This window comes from Arthrobacter sp. zg-Y238 (assembly GCF_024385525.1).
GTDB lineage: Bacteria > Actinomycetota > Actinomycetes > Actinomycetales > Micrococcaceae > Arthrobacter_B > Arthrobacter_B jinronghuae.
Map to the genome: position 1 here is coordinate 240,900 of NZ_JANFLU010000010.1, position 22,013 is coordinate 262,912.

At 65.9% G+C, this 22,013-nt stretch carries 21 protein-coding genes, 1 tRNA gene and 1 pseudogene; 10 read left to right on the top strand and 13 right to left on the bottom strand.

All coding sequences use genetic code 11. The annotated features are described in order from the left end of the window. The first annotated feature begins 10 nt into the window (after window positions 1-10). On the top strand, window positions 11-1,735 hold the full coding sequence (locus NNX38_RS10005) for a CocE/NonD family hydrolase (RefSeq protein ID WP_255797852.1): 1,725 nt from the start codon (window positions 11-13) through the stop codon (window positions 1,733-1,735). 86 nt (window positions 1,736-1,821) lie between these two features. Here the strand turns inward: NNX38_RS10005 and NNX38_RS10010 are convergent, their stop codons facing one another. Further along, a complete protein-coding gene (locus NNX38_RS10010; protein WP_370646415.1) occupies window positions 1,822-3,567 on the bottom strand; it encodes a glycerol-3-phosphate dehydrogenase/oxidase in 1,746 nt (581 codons plus the stop codon). Between the two features lie 246 nt (window positions 3,568-3,813). Here NNX38_RS10010 and NNX38_RS10015 point away from each other — a divergent pair, with 246 nt between their 5' ends. Next, window positions 3,814-4,722 carry a sugar-binding transcriptional regulator gene (locus NNX38_RS10015; RefSeq protein WP_255798166.1) on the top strand — a complete coding sequence of 303 codons (909 nt, stop codon included), beginning with the start codon at window positions 3,814-3,816 and terminating at the stop codon, window positions 4,720-4,722. Between the two features lie 49 nt (window positions 4,723-4,771). Continuing rightward, window positions 4,772-5,317 carry a DUF4334 domain-containing protein gene (locus NNX38_RS10020; protein WP_255797853.1) on the top strand — a complete coding sequence of 182 codons (546 nt, stop codon included), beginning with the start codon at window positions 4,772-4,774 and terminating at the stop codon, window positions 5,315-5,317. Between the two features lie 125 nt (window positions 5,318-5,442). On the opposite strand, the gene NNX38_RS10025 is transcribed toward NNX38_RS10020, so the two are convergent. Beyond that, window positions 5,443-5,832, bottom strand: a complete 390-nt coding sequence (locus tag NNX38_RS10025) for a hypothetical protein (RefSeq protein ID WP_255797854.1) — start codon at window positions 5,830-5,832, stop codon at window positions 5,443-5,445. 608 nt (window positions 5,833-6,440) lie between these two features. Next, entirely contained in the window at window positions 6,441-7,268 is an 828-nt protein-coding gene (locus tag NNX38_RS10030) for an SDR family NAD(P)-dependent oxidoreductase (RefSeq protein ID WP_255797855.1), read from the bottom strand. A gap of 455 nt (window positions 7,269-7,723) precedes the next feature. On the opposite strand from NNX38_RS10030, the pseudogene NNX38_RS10035 reads away from it, so the two are divergent. Next, window positions 7,724-7,858: pseudogene (locus NNX38_RS10035) on the top strand (DNA-binding response regulator); the annotation flags it as partial. A gap of 21 nt (window positions 7,859-7,879) precedes the next feature. On the opposite strand, the gene sigJ reads toward NNX38_RS10035, so the two are convergent. The 5 genes from sigJ to NNX38_RS10060 all read right to left on the bottom strand — a co-directional run bounded on the left by sigJ (window position 7,880) and on the right by NNX38_RS10060 (window position 11,626). Continuing rightward, window positions 7,880-8,863, bottom strand: coding sequence for an RNA polymerase sigma factor SigJ (gene sigJ, locus NNX38_RS10040; protein ID WP_255797856.1), 984 nt, complete (start codon window positions 8,861-8,863; stop codon window positions 7,880-7,882). Further along, window positions 8,761-9,954, bottom strand: a complete 1,194-nt coding sequence (locus tag NNX38_RS10045; RefSeq protein WP_255797857.1) for an NAD(P)/FAD-dependent oxidoreductase — start codon at window positions 9,952-9,954, stop codon at window positions 8,761-8,763. The genes sigJ and NNX38_RS10045 overlap by 103 nt, the downstream gene beginning before the upstream one ends. Window positions 9,955-10,048: 94 nt before the next feature. Then, a complete protein-coding gene (locus NNX38_RS10050; protein WP_255797858.1) occupies window positions 10,049-10,366 on the bottom strand; it encodes a transcriptional regulator in 318 nt (105 codons plus the stop codon). Beyond that, window positions 10,359-10,835: a hypothetical protein gene (locus tag NNX38_RS10055; protein WP_255797859.1), complete on the bottom strand. Its 477-nt coding sequence runs from the start codon at window positions 10,833-10,835 to the stop codon at window positions 10,359-10,361. The genes NNX38_RS10050 and NNX38_RS10055 overlap by 8 nt, the downstream gene beginning before the upstream one ends. Window positions 10,836-10,900: 65 nt before the next feature. Continuing rightward, window positions 10,901-11,626, bottom strand: a complete 726-nt coding sequence (locus NNX38_RS10060; protein WP_255797860.1) for a D-alanyl-D-alanine carboxypeptidase family protein — start codon at window positions 11,624-11,626, stop codon at window positions 10,901-10,903. Between the two features lie 125 nt (window positions 11,627-11,751). Between NNX38_RS10060 and NNX38_RS10065 the strand changes: the two genes are divergently transcribed. Further along, the gene (locus tag NNX38_RS10065; RefSeq protein WP_255797861.1) at window positions 11,752-13,092 is read left to right on the top strand and encodes an MFS transporter; all 1,341 of its coding nucleotides are present in this window, start codon (window positions 11,752-11,754) and stop codon (window positions 13,090-13,092) included. Between the two features lie 142 nt (window positions 13,093-13,234). On the opposite strand, the gene NNX38_RS10070 is transcribed toward NNX38_RS10065, so the two are convergent. Continuing rightward, entirely contained in the window at window positions 13,235-15,388 is a 2,154-nt protein-coding gene (locus NNX38_RS10070) for an ABC transporter permease (protein WP_255797862.1), read from the bottom strand. Window positions 15,389-15,545: 157 nt separating this feature from the next. On the opposite strand from NNX38_RS10070, the gene NNX38_RS10075 reads away from it, so the two are divergent. After that, window positions 15,546-16,208: a TetR/AcrR family transcriptional regulator gene (locus NNX38_RS10075; RefSeq protein WP_255797863.1), complete on the top strand. Its 663-nt coding sequence runs from the start codon at window positions 15,546-15,548 to the stop codon at window positions 16,206-16,208. Window positions 16,209-16,219: 11 nt separating this feature from the next. Here NNX38_RS10075 and NNX38_RS10080 read toward each other — a convergent pair whose 3' ends face one another. Then, a complete protein-coding gene (locus tag NNX38_RS10080; protein WP_255797864.1) occupies window positions 16,220-17,629 on the bottom strand; it encodes a YhgE/Pip domain-containing protein in 1,410 nt (469 codons plus the stop codon). A 201-nt stretch (window positions 17,630-17,830) separates the two neighbouring features. On the opposite strand from NNX38_RS10080, the gene NNX38_RS10085 reads away from it, so the two are divergent. Together NNX38_RS10085 and NNX38_RS10090 are read left to right on the top strand one after the other, a co-directional pair. Further along, window positions 17,831-18,202, top strand: a complete 372-nt coding sequence (locus NNX38_RS10085; protein WP_255797865.1) for a nuclear transport factor 2 family protein — start codon at window positions 17,831-17,833, stop codon at window positions 18,200-18,202. A gap of 58 nt (window positions 18,203-18,260) precedes the next feature. Continuing rightward, a complete protein-coding gene (locus NNX38_RS10090) occupies window positions 18,261-19,010 on the top strand; it encodes a MerR family transcriptional regulator (RefSeq protein WP_255797866.1) in 750 nt (249 codons plus the stop codon). A gap of 95 nt (window positions 19,011-19,105) precedes the next feature. Here the strand turns inward: NNX38_RS10090 and NNX38_RS10095 are convergent, their stop codons facing one another. Next, window positions 19,106-19,525: an NUDIX domain-containing protein gene (locus tag NNX38_RS10095; RefSeq protein WP_255797867.1), complete on the bottom strand. Its 420-nt coding sequence runs from the start codon at window positions 19,523-19,525 to the stop codon at window positions 19,106-19,108. Window positions 19,526-19,545: 20 nt separating this feature from the next. Next, window positions 19,546-20,007, bottom strand: a complete 462-nt coding sequence (locus NNX38_RS10100) for an NUDIX domain-containing protein (RefSeq protein WP_255797868.1) — start codon at window positions 20,005-20,007, stop codon at window positions 19,546-19,548. A 123-nt stretch (window positions 20,008-20,130) separates the two neighbouring features. Between NNX38_RS10100 and NNX38_RS10105 the strand changes: the two genes are divergently transcribed. Next, a complete protein-coding gene (locus NNX38_RS10105) occupies window positions 20,131-21,069 on the top strand; it encodes a 5'-3' exonuclease (RefSeq protein ID WP_255797869.1) in 939 nt (312 codons plus the stop codon). Window positions 21,070-21,130: 61 nt separating this feature from the next. Here NNX38_RS10105 and NNX38_RS10110 read toward each other — a convergent pair. Beyond that, window positions 21,131-21,215: transfer RNA gene (locus tag NNX38_RS10110), tRNA-Leu, on the bottom strand. 124 nt (window positions 21,216-21,339) lie between these two features. Between NNX38_RS10110 and NNX38_RS10115 the strand changes: the two genes are divergently transcribed. Beyond that, window positions 21,340-21,984 carry an ANTAR domain-containing response regulator gene (locus tag NNX38_RS10115; RefSeq protein WP_255797870.1) on the top strand — a complete coding sequence of 215 codons (645 nt, stop codon included), beginning with the start codon at window positions 21,340-21,342 and terminating at the stop codon, window positions 21,982-21,984. Window positions 21,985-22,013: the final 29 nt, after the last annotated feature.

Below are 22,013 nucleotides of genomic sequence, written 5' to 3' on the forward strand. Positions count from 1 at the left end.
CTACGCACTAATGGCTACTACCCACCACATCGACGCGGGCGGACAGGCGATTCGGGTCGCCAAGGACCTCCGCGTGCCGATGCGCGACGGCGTCGAGCTGGCCGCGGACGTCTATTCCGGCACCGAAGACCGGCCCCGGCCCGCACTGGTCGCGCTGAGCCCCTACGGCAAGGAGCTGCAGGCCCTGGCCCTGACCATGCCCCCGCAGCGGCGGCCCAGCCCGATGTGGGACGGCTGCATCGAAGCGGGCGATATTGCCCGGATCGTGAAGGAGGACTATGCACACGTCATCGGCGACCTGCGTGGTTCCGGCGCCTCCGGCGGCGAACACATCGGCAACTACAACGCTGGCGGGGTTTCCCTGGGCCAGGACGCCTACGACTTCATCGAATGGGTTGCCGAACAGCCGTGGTGCGACGGCAACGTGGGCATGGTCGGCATCTCCTACTTCGGTTCCATGCAGGTCCTGGCCGCCGCCGAACGGCCCCCGCATCTGAAGGCGATCTTCGTTTCCGGCGGGCACTACGACTTCTACGAGACCACCTACCACGGCGGAGTCATGTGGTTCATGCCGCGCGCCGCCCGCGAGGGCCGCGGCGGGGATTCCGGCTGGGCGTTCACCGACCAGACCAAGTCCCGCATGCTTGAGACCTATTCCCCGGGCGAGCTGCAGAAACTCGTTGCAGCACGCCTGGCGGACCCGGACGTCGCAGCATGGCCCAACCTCGTGCACGTACTGAACTACCCCAAGCACCACGAGGCATGGTTCGACATTGTGATGAACGAGCTCGACGGCGACTGGTACGAGGAACGCAATCCCATCACCCTGGCCCCGAACATCGACATCCCGGTCTACCTGCAGATCGACCAGGGCCGCGGCTGGACCATGGACGGGACCATCGAGCTGTTCGACGCCCTGAAGGGCCCGAAAAAGCTGGACATCGGCCCCTACCCGCCGATGCAGTCCCGGCCCTTCATCGAGGAACACGACAAGATGTTCCGGTGGTACGACTACTGGATCAAGGGCATCGACAACGGCATCATGGACGAGCCCGAAGTCAGCGTTTTCGTGGAAGGTTCCCGCGAGCACGTCACCGGCAGCGCCTGGCCGCCGAAGGACGTTGAGTACCGGCCGCTGTACCTGCGCCCCCGGCGCAAGCTGTCTCCCGAACCGGAACCGATGGGTGCTGAGTACGCTGCACCGGACGGCTTCTACCAGGCGCCGCTGACCGTGACGGACAAGGTGGAGATCCTGGACTGGAGCACGGATGCCTTCACCGAACCCACCGAGCTGATCGGCACCGGCGCCGCGCACATTTTCGCCGAGATCGACCAGGAGGACACCAACTTCATCCTCCGGCTCTGGGACAACGCCCCCAACGGGAAACGCCAGCTCGTCACCACCGGGTACCTGAAGGCCTCCCACCGCGAACTCGATGACCGGACCACGGAGGGCAACCCGCACCACCCGCACACGCGGGCCGTTCCCGTGGAGCCGGGCAGGATTGAGGAGTATGTGGTGCGGCTCTACCCGTTTGCCACGACGTTCCTCCCGGGCCACCGGCTGACCGTGGAACTGTCCAACGACGAACCGCTGGCGGATGAGCACAATGCGCTGCTACCGCCGGATTCGTTCCACCTGCCGGTCGGCCGTCCGGTCACGCACAAGATCTACCGCGACGCAGCGCACCCCTCGCGGCTGGTGCTGCCGTTCACCCGGCGGTCGGCAGGGTAAACGGATACGAAAAACAGCAGAGGGCGGACACCGTATCGGTGTCCGCCCTCTGCTGTTGTTGCTTTGTCTCTTTGCTTTACTCCGGGTTAGGAAGCCAGCGCCGGGATCTTCATGCCGTGCATGGTGACCAGCAGCTCGCGGGCGAACTCAGCCTGGCGGCGCTTTTCGGCGTCGTCCCAGCCCAGCTGCGGGGCCAGCAGGTCCGCCAGCTCGGTCAGCATGGCTTCGGACACCAGGCCGCGGAAGGCCAGTGAGGTGCGGCGGATCAGGATGTCGGCGAGCTGCGTGATCTGCTCGTTTTCCACCATGTAGGTCAGCTCGCGGGTGCTGAGCTCGTTGGTGGAGGCCAGCAGCTGGTCGCCGCCCTGGGACAGGAACTCCAGGACGTCGACGGCGCGCGTGCCGTAGCGGGTCAGCAGGACGCGGACGCGGTCACGGTCGGCCACGTCGGAGGCCATGCGGTTGACCCACAGGCGTTCCTCGGCCTCGGTGCGCGGGAAGTCCTTGCCGCCGCCGATCTGCAGTTCCGCCGTCGTCGTCTTCCGCGGCATGCCCAGAGCGGTCATCGCCTCGGTGGCCAGCGTCTCGGACAGCGCACGGAAGGTGGTCCACTTGCCGCCGACCAGGGACAGGCTCGTGACGTTCTTGCCGGCGCGGTTGTCCGTGCGCTTTTCCACGCGGTAGTCGCGGGACACGAAGCCGGGCTGCGTGTCGTCGTGCTTGGGCAGCGGGCGGACGCCGGAGAAGGTGTAGACGATGTGGTCGCGGCGCACGTCAACCGTGGGGAAGACGTGGGCGATCAGTTCGAAGAAGTACTCGATCTCTTCGTCGGTGCAGACCGATGCCTCGTTGATGTCCGCGTCGATGTCCGTGGTGCCCACCAGGACGCGGTCGCCCATCGGGTAGATCAGGACGATGCGGCCGTCGGTGTGCTCGAAGAACATTTCGCGGCCGGAGCAGGCTTCCAGCAGTTCCGGGTGGTCCAGGACGATGTGCGAGCCCTTGGTGCCGCCCATGAAGCTGGTGCGCTTGCCGAAGGAGTCGTTGGTCTCGTCAACCCAGGCGCCGGTGGCGTTGATGACGACGTCGGCGTCGAAGACGAACTCTTCGCCGGTGACCTCGTCGCGCAGCACGGTGCCGGCGTCGGTGGTGCCGACGGCGCTGACGTAGTTGCTGGCGCGGGACTGCGGGTTCGCCTCGAGGCCGTCGCGCAGCACGTCGAGGGTGAGGCGCTCGGGGTTGTGTACCGAGGCGTCAAAGTACGTAGCCGTGTACTTTACGTCCGGGCGCAGCTTCGGCAGTTCCTGCAGGGACTTCTTCTTGCCGACGAAGTTGTGCTTGGGGGCCACGCGGCCGCCGCGGGAGAAGAAGTCATACATCAGCAGGCCGGCCTTGATCAGCACGGCGCCGCGCTCGGTGTGCTTGCCCTGCTTGTGCGTCAGGAAACGCAGCGGAGCAGCAGTGATGCCCGAGAAGGTGGTGGTGATGGGGATGGTGGTCTGCAGCGGCTTGACGTAGTGCGGGGCCAGCCGGAGCAGGGCGTTGCGCTCGACGACGGACTCGTGCACGAGGCGGAACTCGCCGTTCTCCAGGTAGCGGATGCCGCCGTGGATCATGTGGGAAGACGCACCCGAAGCGCCCTGGCAGTAATCACCGCGCTCCACGAGGGCTACGTCCACGCCCTGCAGCGACAGGTCACGGAAGGTGCCGACGCCGTTGATGCCGCCGCCGATGATCAGCACCGAGGCCTTGGGCCGGTCCTTCAGCTGCTGTACCACCGGACGGGTCCGGGCGGCGGTCTTTGCCTTGCTGGGGTTCACGGAATTGTCCACGTATATCTCCAAACGCTTCTGTGGCTGCATTGCCATATCTACTCAATGGTCGAAGCCCGCGGCTCCCGGGACCCAACCAATGCACATACGTGCACCCTGCGATAATGGATTCATGGAGTACGCAACCGTGTCGATGGACGGCAAATGAACATTGGTGTCAGTGGCCGCTTCCCGGACGCCTCCGGGGCCGGACCTGCGGCGAACGAAAAGGAAAGCCGAGACCGGGATGCCCTCCGGGCCGCGCAGATGTACTACCTGCAGAGCCTGACCATGGAGGCCATCGCCCGGGAGCTCCGGATTTCGCGTTCCACCGTTTCCCGCCTGCTCTCCTACGCGCGCAGCACCGGGCTGGTCCGGATCGAAATCCGCAACCCGTCGGACCGTGCTCCGGCACTGGAACAGGAGATTGCCTCCCGCTTCCGGATCCAGGCCCACGTGGTTCCGGTCGCCGAAACCGTCTCCCCTGCCCAGGCACTGCAGCGGGTCGCCGTGCAGGCGGCACACCTGATCGGTCCGCTCATCGATTCGGATGCGATTATCGGCGTCGCGTGGGGTTCAACCCTGACGGCCGTGAGCCAGCACCTGCCGATCAAGAACACCCATGACAGCACAATCGTGCAGATGAACGGGGCAGGCAACTTCCGCACGTCGGGCATCACCTACGCCAGCGAAATCCTGCAGCGTTTCGGCCACGCCTACGGTGCGCGGGTGGTCCAGTTCCCGGTTCCGGCGTTCTTCGACCACGCCGAAACCAAGGAAGCGATGTGGCGGGAACGTCCGGTCCGCCGGGTGCTCGATCTGCAGGCGCGGATGAACACGGCGATTTTCGGCGTCGGTTCCATGGAGGCGGGGGTACCCAGCCATGTCTACAACGGCGCCTACCTCGACGAGGAAGACCTCCATGAGCTCATGGCCGAGGGGGTAGTGGGCGACGTCGCCACCATGTTCTACCGGGCGGACGGCACCTGGGACGGGATCAAGCTGAATTACCGCAGCACCGGCCCCGATCTGTCCACGCTGCGGCAGGTTCCGCGCCGGATCTGCGTGGTGGCCGGCGAAACCAAGACCACCAGCCTGCTCGGCGCCCTGCGTGCCGGCCTGGTCACGGACCTGATTCTGGACGAGAATTCGGCCCGGCGGCTGGCCGCGTCCTAGCCCTTGTATCCTGCAAGGGCTAGGTAAAGCCCGACCAGGAGGCCTCCGCATGGACAACAACGAACCAGCCCTCCGGCTGCAGTCGCTGCAGGCCGGTACCGACGCCGGGACCGCCTTGGAGTACTTTGATTCCCTGCCGCCGGTGCAGGTGCCGGAGCTGTACGGCTCCTGGCGGGGTACCGAAATACCTACTGGTCACCGTCTCGATGGGCTCCTCGAACCGCTGGGCTGGTACGGGAAACGGTTCGACGGCGCCGAGGACGTGTTTCCGCTGGTGTTTTCCGGAGCCGGCGGCGGTGTGTTCAACGTGAATCCGGGGTTGGTCCCGCTTTCGGCCGTGCTGCGTTTCGGCCCCTTGCTGCGGAAGCCTGGGCTGCTTTCGCAGGTCCGTCCGGCTCTGCGGTTGGCGAGGACGCGGCGCGTCGGCGCCCGGCTGCGGATGACCGAGTACCGCGGGGTATTGAGCGCGGCCATGATCTATGACGCCCTGCCTGTCGTGGATGTTTTCCGCCGGGTCGACGCCGGAACAGTGCTGGGTGCGATGGACCTCCGTGGTCCCGGGGCGCCGTTCTTTTTCGCCCTGCAGCGGGACTAGCTGTTCGGTATGTTTCTCTGCCGCAAAGCGTCCCGGCCTTTGGGGTAGAAGTAACCTCCAGCTATTTCATCAGCAACAGCAGCACCACTTAGTGGGATGCTGTGCTTGCTGGACCGGCAGAGCAGCTATTGGCAGAGCTGCGTGCCCGGATCGACCGAGATGGTTTCAATGACCTTGCCGGTGGAGGTGTCGATCACTACGGCTGAATCTTTGGGCCAGGTTTCGTCGGGGACGGGCTGGTAGCTGACATCGGACACGGCGGTGGGCTTGCCGGCGTCGTTCCGGCTGCGGTTGAAGGCGTCGATGGTCTTCCCGGTGTTGGTGTCAACAGTCACGGTTTCCTCCGGCAGATCGGTCGTATTCCCGGACACCGGCGTCGAATTCCACCAACCCTCGAAGCCGCCCACGCAAGCGGGCTCTTCGTTTGCGTCTTCCGCGCTGCTGGGCCCGTTGCTGCCGCAGCCGGATAGCACGGCGCCCAGTACCAGCAGGCCCGCAACCGCCATCTTCTTCATACCCCAGCCTCTCCCCCGATGATCCGGGGGAAGCCTAGCAGGCCTCGTCGGTTGTCCTGGCTTATTCGGCCATGCTCCGCACCGGTTGTACACATAACGGGCCTATGCGGCCAGCCCCCCGCACCCGATGTACAGATAACGGGCTTATCTGGCCGGCCCCCGCACCGGATGTACACATAACGGGCTTATCCGCTGCTCAGAGGGCCGTTATCTGTACTAGCGATGCGGTGGGCCCACTATCCAGCCGCTCCCGCACCCGTTGTACACATAACGGGCTTATCCGGCCAGACCCCGCACCCGATGTACAGATAACGGGCTTATCCGGCCGGCCCCCGCACCGGATGTACACATAACGGGCTTATCCGCTGCTCAGAGGGCCGTTATCTGTACTAGCGATGCGGTGGGCCCACTATCCGGCCAGACCCCGCACCGGTTGTACACATAACGGGCCTATGCGGCCAGACCCCGCACCGGATGTACACATAACGGGCTTATCCGCTGCTCAGAGGGCCGTTATCTGTACTAGCGATGCTGTGGGCCCACTATCCAGCCAGACCACCCCGCAGCGCCACGGCCGGAGTCGCCAGCTAATTCCGACCAGCCCCGCGTCACTTCGCGAGCATCGCCACCGAGCGGTTCCAGAGGCCCAAAGCCAGAGCGGCGTCCCCGGCCTGCTTGTTGGGCTTGGCCACCTTGCTCCGGACAAAGTACTTGCCGGTGGGATAGTCCGTTCCCGGCGTCCCCTCCGCCAGGAACACCAGCGTCCGGGCACCCTTTTCGGGCGTCGGAAGGAACCTGCGCAGGAGCGGCGACTGATAGACCGCACGCATTGCCGAACCCTCGGCGCTGGAGAAGCTCGACCCGATTACGCCCGGGTGGAAGGCTGTGGAAGTTGCACCATGCGAACGGTAGCGCCGGTCGAACTCCTCCGTGAACAGGATCTGCTCCAGCTTGGCGTTCCCATACGCCTTGCTGGGGTTGTACCCGTTTTCATTCTCGAGATCGTCCAGGTCCACGTTGCCAAACAACCGGTTTGCCAGGCTGGAAGTGTTGATGACCGTGCCCTTGGACTCAAGAAGCCGGTCGGTCAGCAGCTGGGTGAGCAGGAACGGCGCCAGATAGTTCACCTGGAACGTCATCTCGTGTCCGTCCGAGGTGACCTGCCGCTCATTGCCGAAAACCGCCCCCGCGTTGTTGGCCAGGACGTCGATGCGCGGGTAGCGCTGGAGCAGTTCCGAAGCCAGGGTACGCACGCTGCCCAGGTCCGCGAAGTCGGCCAGGAAGTACTCGCCGCCCGTGTCCTTTGCGACGGCGGCGGTCTTCTCGGGCGACCGTCCCACCACCACTACGTGATGCCCGTTTTCAGTGAGCTGCCTTGCTGCGGCGGCACCGATTCCGTCACTGGCGCCGGTGATCACGATGGTTTTGGGAGACACGAAGGCCTGCTTTCTTCAGAGCGCGGCCGTGGCGGCAGCACCCTGTCCACCTTAGCGGCGCGTGCCGCGGACACGGTAGGCGGTTTTCTTCCGCGGCATCAAAGAGCGCCGCATCAAAAAGCGCAGCGGAGTCGCCATGCAGCTGGGACCTGCTGTACCGGCTCAGCCGGGCTGGCCGCCTAGGAGATTTCTAGAACTTCCCGCGCTTATACTCAGCAAATAGACCCCTTCATCTGCTCACTAGATGCCGCTCCGGACGTTCATAGTGCAGTAAATGTTGCATGCTGACCGGCCAGGGGCATCTACCGCACTATGACTCGGCATGAGACTCCCATCGACGGCACAGCGTCCCACCGGGTGGTGTGAGTGTTCCTGATGTGACAGCCACGCCTGTCACAGCGACTGGGAAACCGTACCGGGTAGTCCACGTTCCAGCCGGCACCGCACCTGTCGCAGCCGCTGCCCCATTTCTTTTCCCGGCCACCGCACGCACCTATGTGTCCAGGCTGCTCGCGAAGCTGGGCGCCCGGGACCGGGCCCAGCTGGTGGGGATTGCGTACGAAACCGGGCTGGTGGTCCCGGGCGGCTGAGCACGTGCGCGGACCCAAACCCTAACCCTGCAGCCGCACCAGCTTGTCCGGATTGCGCATCGCGTACACCGCCTGCACCCGGCCATCCACCAGTTCCAGCTGAAACACGGTAGTGACCGCTCCTTCTTCCCGGAACGCCACCGCGGGCAGCCCGTTGAGCTCGACGAATTCGGGGACGGCCCCGGCGCCGTACTTGTCCGCCAGACCGATCATCAACCGTGCCACCTTCTCCGGACCGTAGACCGGCCGAAGCGCGGCGCTGACCTTGCCTCCGCCGTCGGATACCAAGACCACGTCCGGAGCCAGCACGTCCAGCAGGGCCTGGATCTGCCCGGTCATAGTGGCGGCCAGAAAACGTTCGACGGCGGCACGGTGCTCACCTGAGTCCGGCACAGTCCGGGACGTGCCGGATCTCAGGCGGGTCCGTGCCCGGTGAACGGTCTGCCGCACCGCGGGCACGCCCATCTCGAGGGTCGCCGCAATTTCGGGATAACCGAAGCCGAAAACCTCGTGCAGGATGAACGCCGCGCGCTCCGGACCGCTCAGGGTCTGCAGCAGTACCAGCATGGCCGTTGACACCTCGCTGGCGGTGAGTACCGCCGCCTCCGGATCCGCCGGCAGCCGTGCAGCGCCGGTAGGCAGCGGTTCGGGCAGCCACTCACCCGGATAATCCTCCCGCCGCCGGGACGCTGAGCGGAGGGAATTCAGCGCCTGTCGCGAGGCAATCCGGGCCAGGTAGGCCCGCGGGTTCTCCACCCGCTCCGCTACCTCCCGCCATCGCAGATAGGTTTCCTGCACAACGTCCTCGGCATCGGATACGGTGCCGAGGACGTCGTAGGCAATGGTGAAGAGCATCCCGCGGTGCTTCAGGAACTCGGAGTCACGGCAGGTCCGGACTCCGGTCAGCTCCGTGTCGTCGGTGCGGGAGCCGCCGTCGGCGCGGGCGCCGTCGTCCGCGCGGGAGCCGCCGTCGTCGCCTTGCCGGCCTGCGGACCTGTTGGCCATGTGTACGCTCCGCTTCGTTTCGCTTCACCGCGGATCCACCGCAGTGTCATCCGGCAGATTATTTCCTTTTGGACGGCTGCCGTCCTGCCGTGCAGGTGGAAGCGGATCGGAGAATCGTCGGCAGACAGGAACTGAACCGCTCCGTCACTGCGGCCCAGACTAATGCACAGGCCGCGGAATCCGCTGTCGTGCCGAACTTCGGCCTTTCCGTCCAGGGCCCGGAGGATGTTTCCCGCCGCTTCGGCCCCCATCGGCATGGCCGCCGCGCAGCACATCCGCAGGTAGGCGTAGAACGGGTCATCAATCACGGCTGCGTCGCCGGCTCCGTAAATGCGGTCCTGGCCGCGTACCCGCAGGGTCGGATCCAGGCTCAGCCGGCCGCCGTCGTTCACCGGAAGTCCGCTCGCCGCGGCCAGATCGGGCACTCCGAAGCCGGCACACCAGAGCACGACGTCGGCACCCAGGCCGGCGCGAACGTCTCCGCCGGCAGGCACAGGCGTCCCGCTGCGCAGTTCCACTCCTGCCCGTCGGAGGCTCTTCTCCACGGACCGGCGGGTCTGCGTGCGGAGCCCCGGCACCACGGGACCGGCGCTGTGCAGGCTCACCCGCAGGGAGCCGAAGGACCTGGCCGTCTCGGCGGCCGTCTCGACCGCGGTCAGCCCGCCGCCCACCACGGCAACGCGGGCACCGGCGGGCAGGGCGGCCAACTCCCTGCGAGCCGACGCTGCCCCTTCCAGGTGTTCGATCCGCACTGCACCGTCCGGCGCCGTCCCCGCTGCCGAGCCCACGGCGTACACCAGATAGTCGTAACCCGCTTCTGCTCCCCCGGCCAGCTGCACGGTCCGTTCCGGCCGAATCTGCACCGCCCGGTCCTGGATCCGACGCACGCCCGGATGCAGGAGAGAGCCAAAATCGGCAGTGGCATCGGCACGGACTCCGGCAGCGTATTCATGCAACCGGATCCGCTCCACGAACCGGGGCTCAGGCGTCACCAGGACGACGTCTAGTCCCGGCCTCCCACTGGCCGCCAGCCGGTTCGCTGCCATTACCCCTGCGTATCCCCCGCCCAGAACGACTGCTGTGGTGCCCATGAGTGCACTCCCTGCTTTCGCGTCTCATCCGGCTTCCGCGCCGGCTGAACATGAGACACCGCCCGGGGTGGTTTTGTGACCGGTTACGGAGAAATTACTCGGGCCGGACGGACACCGTGCCCGCAATTTCCTGCAGGGCCAACACATGCGCGTCGAAGCTCTTCCTGCCGGCGGGGGTAAGCGCCACCCAAGTGATCCGGCGGGCGTCCCGGCGGGCCGGCGACGTCGTCTTGGCCAGGCGCACGTAGCCGGCCTCCGCGAGGATCTTCAGTTGCTTCGAGAGCGTGGCATCGGAAATCCCCAGGGTGTCCCGGAGAACGGCGAAGTCCATCTCCTCCAGGGGGCGCAGCAGCCCGCAGATCCGCAACCGCGTCGGCGGGTGCACAACATCGTCAAACCGGGATTCAGGCATGCGGCAGGCTGACCGTACGGAGGTGGTCCACAGCGGCACGGTACGCAACTTCGGCGAGCCATGAGACAAGCACGAAAGCCGCAAGGCCGGTGAGCGTCACCGCCCACGTGATCCCCAGCGACACCAATCCCAGGCTCACTGAGAAAAGAAAGAGGCAGAGCAGAACAGCCGCGCTGACGGCTCCGGTGGCCCGCGGACCCAACCGGCGGAACTTCAGCCCGGTGTCGCGCTGGATCAAATGCAGGATGACGAACAGCAGTCCCACGAGCAGCCACGTCCAAGACGGCGATTCGTAGGCCGCTCCGGGATGGGTGTCTGCTGCTCCAGCCACCCAGCAGGCAGCCACGCCGCCGAGTCCGGCCAGCAGGGTACGCGGAGGAGCGGCACCTGCTGCCAGGGCGTTGCGGTCCGCGGCAAGGTTCCTGAGCCGGGCGGCAGCATCCTCAGCCGCACCCAAGTTGTTTTCCATGTTGGAAAGAGTATTGTCCGGCGACCCCGGAGTCAACGGTCGGCAGTCAACACCCGGGACACGGCTTACGGCAAGGGCTCGTGCGCCGGCTTCGTGGCCGGCTTGGGCGGGGCCGGAGGATGGTACAGCCCGGCGTACTCCTCCAGCGTGATGCCGGCCTCGTGGATCTTCCCGGCCGCGTCGGGGCCCAGATAACGCAGGTGCCACGACTCGTAGGCGTAGCCGGTAATAGCTTCGGCACCTGCGGGGTAGCGGATGATGAAGCCGTACCGATGGGCGTTCGCGGCTGCCCAGGCCCCGGCACCGGTCCCCTCGAAGCAGGCCTGCAGGGAGCACGCGCCGTCGGCGGCACCGATGTCCACGGCCAGCCCGGTCTGGTGTTCGCTGTGGCCAGGCATCGCCGAAATCGATTCCGCCAGCGCGGAGCCGTAGCGTCCGGTGTAGGCATCGTGCAGCCGGGACTGGGCTTCGGCGGTCCGGAATCCGCTCACGGCGTCAATGACGACGCCGGCCGCTGCGGCGTCGTTCTTCAGCTGGGCAAAGGCGTCCGCTGCTTCGCGGCGCAGCGGAACGCCACCGGCGTCGACCACGTCCTCCGGTGCGTAGCCGGGGTCACCGAGCGGCCGCTCCTTGTTCACAACCACGGAAACGCTGCCGGGAGAATCGAAATCCTGCCCCGGCGGTGCCGTGAAGGCGGACACCGGCTGGTCCACGGAAAAGAGGTAGGCCAGCAGCCCGAGGCACACGCAACCGAGGATAGCGATGTGCGTGGTGATGTGCTGGCGCGGCATTGGTCTTCCCTCCCCTCCCACTTTCCCATAGCTGCGGCCGGTCCGGGAGGATCGACGCGTAGGTTCGACAGTTCACACCCCGGTCACGCACAGATAAATGCCTAAAAACTCTGCATAGACCGACCTTGTTTCCACTGAAACCTAACGGTAAATTTAGGCGGCCGCTTCCTTTTCCGTACCGCAGCGCCGAAGGGACCATCATCAGCGACACCCAGAAAAACAGCTCCACATTATCCGCGCTTTGGACAATCCAAGCTCTTCTCGCAATAGTCGGTTCTGCTTCTTCGCTCGCCGTTTCCCTGGTCCTTTTTGAGAATTCTGCCAGCGCCGCGGTCCTTGCCGTTTCCACGTTCCTGGGAGCGGCAGCCGCCATCTATCTGGCCCCGTTGATCGGCGGGCTGACCGACCTCTTTTCCCGCCGTACCGCCATCTGCACGGTCAACACCGCCAACGCCGCCGCCATGGCTGCCATGGCCTGGGCGACCGCCATCCACAGCACGGCCCTGATGCTCGTTTTCGTTTTTGTCACGGCCATCTGTTCCACCGCCTTGGCCCTTACCCTGCAGGCATCGGTCCGGGTGCTGCGAACCGAAAAGGATCTGACCAAGGTCAACGGAATGCTCGGACTTATTGATTCAGCTCCCGTGCTGCTCGGTCCGCTGTTGGGTGCCGTCCTGTATTCGCTCGGGATACCCGTCGCAGTCTTCCTGGCCGACGCCGTACTGAGCGTTGCGGGGGCCGCGCTCGTCCTGCTGCTCCCCTGGCCGGCGGAGGAACCCCGGGCACGGAAAGTGCAGTATTTCGGCGGCAATGTGAAAGCCGGTTTCCGGTTCATCAATGAGCGCCGTGATTTACTGCGGCTCCAACTCGCCTTTGCGGTCTACAATTTTGCCGGCGGCCTCTGCGTACCGGTGGTAATTGTCTTTATCCTCTCTTTTCCGGGCACCGGAACACCGGAATGGAATCTTTCCGCAAGCAATATCGCCAGTGCCCTGGGCCTGATGGCCGGCGCTGCCCTGGTCGCCAGATTCGGCACCTCCGTCTCCCGGGCCAACCTCGTGTGCGGCTCAACGTTCCTGGGGTCGCTGTTCGGCCGCGCGCTGGTGGTGGTGGCGCCGACCCTCTGGCTCGTCATCCCGGGGATGTTTCTGCGGAATGCGATGGTGCAGGCCACCAATGCCCCGCTGACGGCGCTGTGGCAGGAACGGACACCGGTTCAGATCCAGGGCATCGTCTTCGGCTGCCGGCGGCTCCTCGGCCAGGGCCTCTTCCCGGTGGCAGTCCTGCTGGGCGGCGTGCTGGTGGATGCACTGGCAACGGTGGGCGGAATGGACCAGCTCAGTGCCGCCAAGGCAGTGCTCATCATCGGCGGAGCACTTGAAATCGCCTGCATCGCCTACATTCGCTTTTCCCGGACGAGCAGGGTCTTCGAACCGGTGGAGGTCCCGCAGTCCACGGCTCCGTGAGGTGCGCTTAAACAGCCGTGGGGGGGGGGGGGGGGGGGGGGGGGCGGGCGGGGGGGGGGGGGGGGGGGGGGTGGGCGCTGTCACCGCCGCGCGGCCGGGGGCGGGGGCCCCCCCCCCACGGCCGGTTTCTCCTTGACGCGGGCTAGACGCCTGCGGGAACCCGTTCCTGCTCTGCCGGGGCATCACCGTCGACCGGGTGCCCCTCGGTGCGCGGCGGCTTGAAGTGGTCGATAACGGCCACCGCTGCCAGTGAGGCTGCACCCCAGATGCCGAGGGTCAGCAGGTGGGACCAGACGGTATCCGAGCCGAAGTACAGGATCGAGCGGATCGACTCCACAGCGGCCGGCATCGGCAGCACCTCGTGCAGGAAGCGGAAGATCTCCGGTTCCATGTAGATGGACATCGCCGCACCGGAGGCGGGTACGCCGAGGAACATCAGGATGCCGATCACCGGAAGGATCGCGAGCATCCCCATGAACCGTTCGAAGACCGTGGTGAACATGGCGACGCAGAAAATAGCGACGGCGCCGGCTCCCGAAAGCGGAAGGAAGTGCCCGTCAATCGCCCCGACGAAGACGTCGGCGATGACCCAGAGGAAGGCCGACATACCGACGGCCCAGGCCGCGACGATGGGGAGCAGCATGCGCAGCGGACGGCTGGCCGGAGCCGCCGTCGAGCCGACCACAATGATCATGAACCCGGCCATGATCCAGCCCATCGCCAGGTACATGGTGGCCATGCCCATGGAGTCCGAATCCTTCAGCGGAGCAACATTGTCATGTCCCATCTCCATTTGCTGTCCCGCGGAGACCTGGCCGAACACCGAGGTGAGGACCTGCTGCTGACTCATGCCGCCGGCCTCGTTGGTGATGAGCGTGGCCGTGGGGTTTTCGGCCGAAGGCAGGACATAGGCGCCGACAACGGTCCGGTCCCGTACCTGCTCGCGGGCGTCGTCTGCGTTGCCCATCGCGCGCAGGTCAAAGAGCCCGGACATGTTTTCGTCCAGGCCGGACACCGCCTGCTCCGCCTGTTGCGCGGTGGAGCCGACGACGGCGACGGGCATGTCCCGCGGCGTCGGCTCGTACATCGCGCCCAGCATAAACGAGAGCATCATCGTGACCATGGCCAGCGGGAAGAAGGCCAGGGTGCCGTAGCGCCAGCGGCGGGTCTTCGGGCGCGGCCCGCCGTGCAGCGAGGCGACGTTGATTGCCGGCGGAGCAGCATTGGGCTTGCGGCGGCGCTTGACTGCATCAAGGATGAGGGTGAGCAGCAGGGCCGCCACCGCACCGATCACGAGCACCAGCAGGTGGGGACCGGCGCCGTTGCCGTCGAAGTACAGGAACGAACGCAGCGATTCACCGGTGGCGGCCGCAGGCAGGAAGCTGTGGAGGTACGGGTAGAGACCCGGCATGGTGTGGACCGACATGCTCATGTTGGAGGCGGGAACGCCCAGCACCATCAGGAACAGCATGCCGGCAAGGACGGCCATGGGGCCGAGGATCCGGGTGAGGAACAGCTGGACGCTGCCGACGGCGAAAACCGTCAGCCACGAGATCCCCAGCACGGCGGCGGAGTGTCCCTCGACGACGCCGAGCATCGGTCCCGTGACGGCCCAGACGAGACCGGCTATCAGTGCTGCCCAGCCGGCAAGCAGGGGAACGAAGCGGCGGAAGCGAAGCAGTTCGGGTGAGTTGGAAAGGACCAGGCTCAGCGGCATGTAGCCGGCCAGCATCAGGGCCGTGGTCAGGAACATTGCGCCCAGTCCGGCCATGTCATGGTCCGGCAGCGGGGCGAGGTCCTCGGACTGCAGGACCAGGCCCTGTCCCAGGACCTGCGGGGCCAGCAGCGCCGTGACGGTGCTGGACTGCGAGGCGCCGGCAGCACTTGCGGTATAAACCGAGGCAGTGCCCTCATTCAGCGACACTGCACCCGAGACTTCGCGGTCCAGGATCAGCTGGCGCGCTTCGGCGTCGGATTCCACCACGCGGACGTCGACGGCGTCGGGATCGGCGGATTCCAGTGCGTCGGCGAAGCGGTCCGCCTGCTGGCCGGAACCCGTGACGGCAATGGGCATGTTGTTCGGAACAGGTGCGTGCATGGCGGCGAGGTAGCCGCCCACCAGCATGGAAACCATCAGCAACGGCATCAGGAACATGGCGACATAACGGCCGATCTTCTCGGCCTTTGCGCGTTTGGCCGCGGCAAGGCCCTCGGCGTCCGACGACGGCGCCGGGGTTTCTCCTGCTGGATCCGTATCCGGCGGAGAACCTGGGGATGTCGGGGAAGTACTGGTCAAGGACGTGCTCCTGTAGCTGAATTCATGGGTGATGGTGCGAAGTGCGCGTCGACGCGATCGTCAAGGCGGGGTCTGTGGGACCAACTCGTCAAAATTACGCCATGTGGCGTAAATTAGATAATCGAAGCCGCATCAACGCCGACACAAGGGAACGCACATGGGACAGCACGGTGCGAAGGCACGCGAAACCCTGCTCGATGCCGCCGAAGAGCTGTTTGCCCGCTACGGCATCGACGCCGTGTCCAACCGCCGCATCGCCGAGCATGCCGGAACTGCCAACCATTCCGCCGTCGCCTATCACTTCGGCGGCCGGGATGAACTGCTGGAAGCCTTGATCACCCGCCATCTCGAGGACACCCACCGCCGCCGTGCGGTGCTCACCGAACAGCTGGACGACGGCGCCGGGCTCCGCGACCTCCTGGCCTGCCTGGTCTTGCCCTGGGTGGACCACCTGGCATCCCTGCCGGTGCCGAGCTGGCGGGCGCGTTTCCTGCACCAGATGCGTGCGGTGCCGTCCATGCAATCCGTACTTCAGCGGTCGGCCGTGGCCAACCCCGTCAGCGAGGACCTGATCCGCAGGACCCAGGCCGCGGTCGGGGACCTCGCCCCCGCTGTCCTGCACGGCCGTTCGTGGATCCTGGGCACCATGACCATCGGGGTCTGCGCGGAGTACGAGGCACGCATCCAAGACGGAGCCGAGACCCCGAACTGGACCGGTGTGGGCTACTTCCTCATCGATTCCTGTGCCGGAATGCTCTCCGCCCCGGTAACCCACCCCGGCGACTTCCTTCCGCAGCCGTCCCCGGTCTACCTGCTTTAGGGCTGCCGGCTCTAGGGCTGCCCGGCGGGACTACCCGCCAGCTCTACCCGGCGGCGGCCGAACTTCCGGTCATAAAGCACCGCGAAGATCATGGCGACCGCAACGGCTATGAGTATGAGGATGAGCATGCCGATGATCCCGCTCTGCAGGCCCGCGTCACCTTCGGCGTCAAAGTACAGGACCGCCCGGTTGGCCATGGTCATGTGGTAGAGCGGCTCGCCGCGGGCAATGAACGTGAAGAACCCCGGCAGGGCCTCCAGCGGCACCACTCCGGTCGCGGCAGGCAGGCCCATAAACACCACGTAGATCAGCGAGAGCACCATGCCGATGCTGCCGAACAGGGTGATCAGCGCCGTGGTGACCGCCGATACCGTGACAATGGACAGCCAGGTGGTGAGGAAGAACCAGCCGCCGTGCGGGATCGGCATCCCGACGGCGGAGGCCACCCACATCATGAAGCCCGCCGTCGGGAGGGCACCCAGGACAACGATGCCCCACTTGATCAGATAGGTTTTCCAGCGGGCAGGCTGCACCCTCGGCCCCAGGGAGAACCTCGGCCCCATTTCGACCGGCGCCACTCCGAGCCGCGAATCCACCAGGAAGTGGATTGCCACGGAACCACTGACGCCCACCACCATCAGCAGCACGGAGTAGAAGAACGCACCCATGCCAAGGGCGGAACCTTCCGGCGGGGTTTCATAGGCGGTGGTGGTGACAGAGATCGGCGCCCGGAGCAGGTCCGTTGATGTGCCGTCCACGGTTGGCGCCACCTGCTGCTGCACCTCTGCCGGCAGGCCCAGCTCCCCGAGCTCGCGCTGTTGTTCCGCCCGGGCTTCCATCTGCGCGTCCTCTGCAGCCGAGGCCAGCTGCTCCCCCAGGCCGGTGTTGGCCTGCTCGAGCGCCGGGTCGACGGCGGACGTCGCCAAGCTGCTCGCCAGTGGCCCGGCCAACGGGTTCGAGTAGACGGTGATGGACGGCCGCGTAACTTCCGTGTCCGTCAATGCACCGCTCACCAGCCCCAGGGCGTCAGCCGAAAAGGACTCGGGGATAACGACGGCGCCGTGGATCTGCCCCTTGCGCAGCTGCTCCTGGGCGTCGTCCCAGGACAGGACACGCAGATCGATTTCGTCGTTTTGCGCGAAGCCCTGCTGCATCTGGTCCGTGATGTTCTGCCCGAGGTTCTCCGGGCTGCCCCCGTCGGCCGGCGTCGCACCCCTGTCCTGGTTGACCACGGCCAGCGGAAAGTGCTTGAGGTGGTCCCCCGGGCTGCCCAGACCGCCGATGTACAGGGCAGTGCCGGCGCCGCCCAGCAGCAGAAGCACCAGCAGCGGCAGGAGCCAGAACCGCGGGGACCAATACGAGTGCCTGCCGTGCCCGCGCCCTCGGGAACGGGAATCGGATTCCATCGCATGTGCCGACATGGACACACCTCCCAGCTGAGCCTGAGTCGGGATTCGTCCTACCGTTTGAGGGTAGCCGCCGTGCAGGGCTGCGGATACAGCAGTGGGCCCGGCTGCGTCCGGATGGCCGATACCTGTGCCCGTCGCCTGCCTGACCGCCACGTGTCGCGCCTGACAACCGTGCCCGTTGCCGGACATCGCCCCTGAAGCTAGCCTCGGCAGATGAATGACCTCACCCTCGCCAACCTGCTCGAGCGCGAACACCTCGGCTGGCAGTCGCTGTGCCGCGGACAGGGCGGAGACTTCCACGGTGGGCTTATGACTCCGGATGCCGTGATGGTCCTGGTCAACGGCATGGTGCTGGACCGTTCCACTATCGCCTCTACCCTCAACGCGGCGCCGCCGTGGACTTCCTACCGCATCACGGATGAACACGTGGTGGCGGCAAGCACCGGCGCAGCAGCGCTGGTCTACCGTGCGGCTGCGTACCGCGCCGGGCAGGAGCCGTTCGAGGCGTTGATGTCCAGCGTTTACTGTCTCGTCGACGGGCGGATCCGGCTGGCCCTGTATCAGCAGACGACGGTTACCCACTAGTTCCTTGACCTTGCCGCAGCGTCAACTTCTAGGGTTGGTGGTGTCGAGAAGGAGCACCATGGACTGGTCCATTGCGGACGTGGCGAAACTGGCCGGGACAACCTCCCGGACCCTGCGCCACTACGACGGCATCGGGCTGCTGGCCCCCTCACGGGTCGGCGCCAACGGCTACCGGTATTACGACCGGGCAGCACTGGTCCGGCTACAGCGGATCCTGTTGCTGCGCCAGCTCGGGATGGGCCTGCCGCAGATCGGGCAGGTGTTGGAAGGCCAGCAGGATGATGCCGCTGCCTTGGCCGCGCATCTGGTGTATCTCCAGGACGAACAGGCCCGGCTGCACACACAGATACGTGCAGTGCGCTCGACGTTGAAGGCCCTGAAAGGAGATGAGGAAATCATGGCGGAAAAAATGTTCGAAGGTTTTGACCACACGCAGTACCGCGAGGAGGTGGAAGAACGCTGGGGCTCGGAGGCGTACGCCGAGTCCGACCAGTGGTGGCGTTCGCTGGACGACGCCGGGAAGCTCGGCTTCTCCGCGGAACATGCAGCACTGCAGGACGCGTGGGACGAGGCCCAGCGTCGGGGGCTGGCACCTGCGAGCGCCGAAGCGCAGGAACTCGCACGGCGGCATGCGGAATGGATCGCAGCCGGTACCCGGAAGGAGCCCGATCCGGAGATGCTGATCGGCCTCGCGGAAATGTATGTGGCTGATAACCGGTTCGGGGCCAACTACACCCGTGCATTCGAATCGGGTGCGAAGTATGTCCGCGACGCGCTGGTCACCTACGCCCGGGGTCTGCAGGGCTAGTCCGGATAGCTAATGTACAGATAACGGGGCTAAGAGCACCGGATAACCCCGTTACCTGTACACCGGACACCACACCAGAGGCGCCGGCAGCCCCGCTAGCTCCCCGCCTCCGCCAGCACCCGAAGGAGTGCGTCCAGCACCTGGGCCTGCCCCTTGACCAGCTTCCTGCGCGCCACAGCCTCCGGAAACCAGCCGGCCCGGTCGATCTCCGGATACTCGCGGACGGTGCCCGATCCCCGCGGCCATTCCAACTCGAACGTCACGGTCTTTTGCGCCGACTGCCGGAAACTGCCCAGCAGCAGGTACTCGGCCTCGGGGGCCTGCGTGCCCATCTCCTCGGCGAACTCCCGCAGCGCAGCCGCCAGCGGTTCTTCCTCCGGCTGGTACTCCCCCTTGGGAAGAGACCAGGCATGCTCGTCCTTCCGCGCCCAGAACGGGCCACCCATATGGCCGATCCACACTTCCAGGCCCACGGTACCGCGCCGGTACAGCAGGATCGCTGCACTGGAAATCATGTCGTTCTCCCCTCGAAGGCTCAGACGTCCGCAAACCCGAATGTGACAATGGGCGGCAGTCCGCTGCGCAACCGCTCTAAAACAAACCTTTCATGCGGGACGACGGCGCCGGGCAGGTCGTCGAGGGAAAACCATTCCAGCCGGGCCGCCTTGCCGGGCTCCATGATGCGCGGCTCCCCCGACCAACCGGAGCAGAGGAAGAAGAAGTCCACCCGCTCGTCCACGGCAGTCCCGGTGTCCTCCTGCGTGCGGTGCATGGACGTCAGCGGGACGACGTCGTCGGGCGCCACCGCTATCCCGAGTTCCTCCCGCGCCTCCCGCACGGCGGCCTGCACGGCCGATTCCCCCGCCTCCACATGTCCGGCTGCGGCCGTGGCCCAGTAGCCGTCCATGTACTCGGTGCCCTGCCTAAGCTGCAGCAGCACCCGGTCCCCGCGCTGGAAGATGAGATAGCTGGCCGGCACAACCTGGAATCGGTTCAACAACGCGGAGGTCCCCTCGGTCGGAAAGCTGGTGCCTCAGCCTATAGGTGTGCACGGGTATCCCGGCGGATCAGGTCTCCACGAAGGCGCCCCTCACCGCATGATCCGTGCGAGGATCGGCCTATGACCCAGCGCCTGATGCTCCTCGACACCGCGTCACTGTACTTCCGCGCCTTCTACGGCGTCCCCGACAGCATCCGCCGGTCCGACGGTACGCCGGTGAACGCCGTACGCGGCCTGCTGGACATGATCGCCAGGCTCACCACCGACTACGAGGCCACGCACCTGATCGCCTGCTGGGACGACGACTGGCGGCCGCAGTGGCGGGTGGAGCTGCTCCCTACCTACAAGGCGCACCGGGTGGCCGAAGAGGTGAGCGGGAACCCCGACGTCGAAACGGTTCCCGATCCCCTCGAGGCCCAGATCCCGATGATCCGCCGCACGCTGGAGCTGGCGGGCATCGCCGTCGTCGGCGCCGCGGAACACGAGGCCGACGACGTGATCGGCACCTACGCGTCCACTGCGTCCATGCCGGTGGACGTGGTGACCGGGGACCGTGACCTGTTCCAGGTGATCGACGACCGCAGGGACGCGCGCGTGATCTACACCGCCCGCGGCATGAAGAACCTGGACGTGATGACCGATGCGTCAATGGTGGCAAAGTACCAGGTGCTGCCCGAGCAGTACGCGGACTACGCAACCCTGCGTGGCGATGCCTCCGACGGACTGCCCGGCGTGTCCGGGATCGGTGAGAAAACCGCGGCGTCGCTGCTGGCCGAATATGGCACCCTGGATTCCCTGCTGGCCGCGGCGCAGGACCCGGACAGCGGCCTTGCGGGCCCGGTCCGGTCCAAGCTCGCCAAGGCGGCGGACTATCTGGCGGTTGCACCGAAGGTAGTAAAGGTGGTGAGGGACCTGGATCTTCCCACGCCCAAGAAGGCGGGGGCCGAGCTGCATGCGATCGCCGGGGAAGAGCGTTCCGAACTTGAGCGCCTGGCCGAGGACTGGAACCTGGGCGGGTCCGTGAAGCGGCTGCTGGACGCCTTCGACCGCTACGCGTAGGCAGCGCGGCAAAAGAAAACACCCCGGTCCGAAGACCGGGGTGTTTCCGTCTGCAACAAACTGGTGCCCGAAGTGGGACTCGAACCCACACACCTTTCGATACTGCATTTTGAGTGCAGCGCGTCTGCCAATTCCGCCATTCGGGCGTGCCCTGCGTCACGAAGCACTAGTACTTACCGTGTTGAGCGCAAAACTACTCTACATGCGGATACGCTGATTGTGTGAACCGCCGGTCTGCCGGCGGGAGAGACCGTATCTGAGGAGCCATCTGTGTCTGAGTCCACCGAGTCCGCGCCCGCCGCGTCGACCAACGCTGCGTCTGCCAACACCGCGCCGTCCAACAGCCCGGCCCGCCGTGTACTCGTCGCCGAAGACGAGACCCTGATCCGTCTGGACATTGTCGAGATCCTCACCGGCGAGGGTTACGACGTCGTGGGCGAGGCGGACAACGGTGAGAAGGCCGTCCAGCTGGCCAACGAGTTGAAGCCGGACCTGGTCCTGATGGACGTCAAGATGCCACTGATGGACGGCATCACGGCCGCCGAACAGATCGTCAAGGCACGCATTGCCCCTGTGGTGCTGCTGACAGCGTTCAGCCAGAAGGAACTGGTGGAGCGTGCACGCGAGGCCGGCGCCATGGCCTACGTGGTCAAGCCCTTCACCCCCGCGGACCTGATTCCCGCCATCGAGATCGCCCTGTCCCGCCACGAGGAGATCAAGGCCCTCGAAGCCGAGGTCACCGACCTGAAGGAACAGTTCGCCACCCGCAAGCTGGTCGAACGCGCCAAGTCGCTGTTGACCACCAAGATGGGCCTCACCGAACCCGAGGCCTTCCGCTGGATCCAGAAGACCTCCATGGACCGCCGGCTGAGCATGCGCGAAGTTGCCGAGACCATCATCAACCAGGTCAACTAGCACCTACTCCCCCGCAGGAACCAACAGGA